General features: G+C 60.4%; 5 protein-coding genes. All 5 read left to right on the top strand.

What is annotated here, in order from left to right:
- A partial coding sequence (locus AC0ZT5_RS34970) for a phosphotriesterase family protein (protein WP_488500140.1) occupies positions 1-1028 on the top strand: 1028 nt, incomplete at its 5' end.
- Between the two features lie 191 nt (positions 1029-1219).
- Complete coding sequence (locus AC0ZT5_RS34965) at positions 1220-1393, top strand: hypothetical protein (RefSeq protein WP_488500139.1); 174 nt, start codon at positions 1220-1222, stop codon at positions 1391-1393.
- Between the two features lie 210 nt (positions 1394-1603).
- On the top strand, positions 1604-2092 hold the full coding sequence (locus AC0ZT5_RS34960) for an amidase family protein (protein WP_488500138.1): 489 nt from the start codon (positions 1604-1606) through the stop codon (positions 2090-2092).
- Positions 1989-2966: an amidase family protein gene (locus AC0ZT5_RS34955; RefSeq protein WP_488500141.1), complete on the top strand. Its 978-nt coding sequence runs from the start codon at positions 1989-1991 to the stop codon at positions 2964-2966. Before AC0ZT5_RS34960 ends, AC0ZT5_RS34955 begins: the two co-directional genes overlap by 104 nt.
- 177 nt (positions 2967-3143) lie before the next feature.
- The coding region (locus AC0ZT5_RS34950; RefSeq protein ID WP_488500079.1) for a phosphotriesterase family protein at positions 3144-3402 on the top strand (259 nt) is incomplete at its 3' end.

Raw genomic sequence — 3402 nt, 5'->3', positions numbered from 1 at the left:
GAGATGAGATGAGGGGTAAGGCCCAGACGGTGCTGGGTCTGGTTGACCCGGCGACGCTAGGCCAGACGTTGATGCACGAGCATCTCTTCTGGGATTTTATACAGCCGGGTCGACAGGATGCGTCGAGCACCGGCGGTCCCGACCCGCGCGACTACTGGAAACTATTGATGGGTGGCGCCGCCGATCCGCGCGACATTAGGCAGAAGGATCGCGGGGTGGCTGCTCGCGAGGCCGCTCGCATGGTCGAGGCAGGTGGCGGGACAATCGTCGAGCTAACGATCGGCGGTATCGGCCCTGACCCCGAGGGTCTGATGGAGGTGTCGCGAGAGAGTGGCGCCCATATTGTGATGGGCTGCGGTCACTACGTCGAGGACTGCCAGGACCCGGGTAATCACAATCGAACCATCGAGAGCTTCGCCCAAGAAATGATTGATCAGGTTCAACTGGGTGCCTGGGGAACCCAGGTACGGGCCGGCATCGTTGGTGAGATAGGCTGCCAGTGGCCGTGGACCGATCTCGAGAAGCGTGTGCTGGCGGCTGCCGTCATCGCCCAGCAGGAAACGGGAGCGGCCCTGACTATCCACCCGGCCCGCCATGAGGACCACCCCTGGATGCTCATTGAGTTCCTAAGGGAGCACGGGGCCGATCTTTCGCGCACCATCATCGACCATATCGACAGAACAATTTTCGACGATGATCGCCTATTCCGCCTAGCGGACTCCGGCGTTGTGCTGGAATGGGATCTGTTCGGGCTGGAGAACACCTATTACGCGCTTGCGGACATTGACATGCCGAACGACGGCATGCGCATCCGAACGATCAGGCGTCTGATTGATCGCGGACATCTTGGGCAGGTCGTGATTAGTCACGACATCTGCAACGCAATACGGTTGGCTGAGTTCGGTGGGCATGGTTATACCCATATTCAGCAGAAGGTCCTCCCCCAGATGGCAAAGCGCGGCTACTCGTGGGATGAGATCAATGCAATCATGATCGATAATCCGCGCCGGCTGCTGACCTTCGTTTGAAGAGACACGGCTAACAGCACTCGTCAGCGGAGAGCGGGATGCGGGCCAGATCGTCGAAGATGGCATGCCGCACGAATTCTTCACCAATCCAAAACACGCAAGAACCAGGCTATTCCTCGGTCAGATCTTGTCGCAACTGATGGGCAGGACGTATTTACCGGGGCGGCCGAAATGACGATGGGGTTGCCGTCATGACAGAGCGACCGGCAGAATTACCGAATTTCGGCCCGACGCCCAAGCAGCGGCGGCTGACCGTGCTCAGCTCCTACTACGAGCGGTTGGGCATGGACGGCGCGCGCGGCGAGATCTGGTGCTACGGCGAGCGGTTTCGTATCGGCCGGGCGAAATGGTGGAACTGCAGGTGAGTTTGACAGCACCAGCCTGTGCAATCGAGATCGTGCGCGATGGTGCGGCCGAGAACAACCAGTAGGACCATCCTCCAGGCAATTGCGCCTGGCCACAAAAAGCGCCGGCCGATTGATAGATGATCAGTGCAAACGGCGCGAGGTACGCCCGCCAGTCAACATGGCAGTTAACAAAGGACCGATCACATCGACTCTCAGACCATAGGCTTTATGTCGGCCATCGAGCTGGCAGATCTTATCCGCACTAAAAAAATTTCGCCGGTTGAGTATATGCGCGACCTCCTGGCCCGCATTGCCACGCTGGAGCCCAGCTTAAACGCCTTCGCTTACATTGCGGCAGATCGCGCGATGGATGGTGCGAAAATGGCGGAAGCTGCTCTGATGAGCGGTTCGCGAATTGGCTGGTTGCACGGCGTGCCCGCTACGATCAAGGACTTGCAGATCACTAAGGATATGCCGACACAGCGAGGCAGCAAAATCTACGCCGGCCATCAGCCAACCGAGGATGCGCCGATCGTGCCGCGCCTGCGAGACGAAGGTGCGATCATCGTAGAAGATCGGCTGGACCGGCGTTTCGCGCAGTCCATTAACGGGCATTACCAGCAACCCATGGAAGCTCGGCTACAACGCCGGGGCATCATCAGCCGGCGCGGGTGCTGCCGCAGCAGCAGGTTTGGGGCCGCTGCATCAGGGCAGTGACCGAGGGGGATCGATCCGCCTTCCCGCGCATTTCTGCGGTGTGTTTGGACTCAAACCCAGCTTCGGGCGCGTGCCGAATTTTCCTGTCTCCGCGGGTGGGCCCATTTCCCATGTCGGGCCGATGGCGCGCACGGTCGCCGACGCCGCTCTGATGCTTGAGGTGATGGCCGGGCCTCACTTTCTTGACTATTCATCGCTTGAGGCGGGGCCTGCCAACTATCTTGCCCGGCTGTGCGATGGCGTGAGGGGCAGGCGTATTGCCTACAGCCCTGATCTAGGTATCGCCCACGTAGACCCGGAGGTCGCCGAACTCGTGAAAGTCGCCGCGGCGCGCTTTACAGAACTTGGGGCAATCGTCGAGGAGGTATCGACCCCTTGGGCGAAGGATGGGCCGGAGCTGTTCCGATTCTTCTGGTCCGCGGACCTGACCGGGCTCGCAGAGTACCTTCCGAAATGGGAGGCTGAGATGGACCCTGGGCTCGTCGCCTGCATTAAACAAGCGGAGGACATCACTGCCTCGCGCTTTCAAGCGATGCGCCGGCGGAAGATGGACTACGTTGCGAACATCCATCGCTGGTTCCAAGACTGGGACTTCCTGTTAACACCCTCTGCTTCAGTCGCGGCCTTTCCGGTTGAGAATCTGATACCCGGTCCTCAGGCAACAGATCATTGGGACGAGTTCTCCTGGATCGAGTTCACCTACCCGTCAACATGTCTTGGAACCCGCGCGAGCGTGCCATGCGGCTTCACCCGGGCTGGACTGCCTGTCGGTTTGCAGATCGTCGGCAAACGCTCCGACGATTTGGGCGTACTGCAGGCCTCCGCGGCATTCGAACAACTGCAACCACGGGCGGACAAGCGTCCGCTGCTCTGATCAGGTTTGCGGTGGGGATGCTAATCTCCACCGCTTCGTCGATGCGGTGGAGGAATTCGCGCCCCACATGTCAGAGGGAACTCGGGACGTCGACGCCGCGGCGTGAGTACGCACTGCCAGGCTCCGAACTTGAGAACCCGGTCAATGGAGATGAATGTGCGGTTAAGCAGAGATGAGATGAGGGGTAAGGCCCAGACGGTGCTGGGTCTGGTTGACCCGGCGACGCTAGGCCAGACGTTGATGCACGAGCATCTCTTCTGGGATTTTATACAGCCGGGTCGACAGGATGCGTCGAGCACCGGCGGTCCCGACCCGCGCGACTACTGGAAACTATTGATGGGTGGCGCCGCCGATCCGCGCGACATTAGGCAGAAGGATCGCGGGGTGGCTGCTCGCGAGGCCGCTCGCATGGTCGAGGCAGGTGGCGGGACAATCG

It is taken from the genome of Mesorhizobium sp. CNPSo 4670 (assembly GCF_057784235.1).
This window is presented reverse-complemented; position numbering and strand designations above follow the sequence as displayed.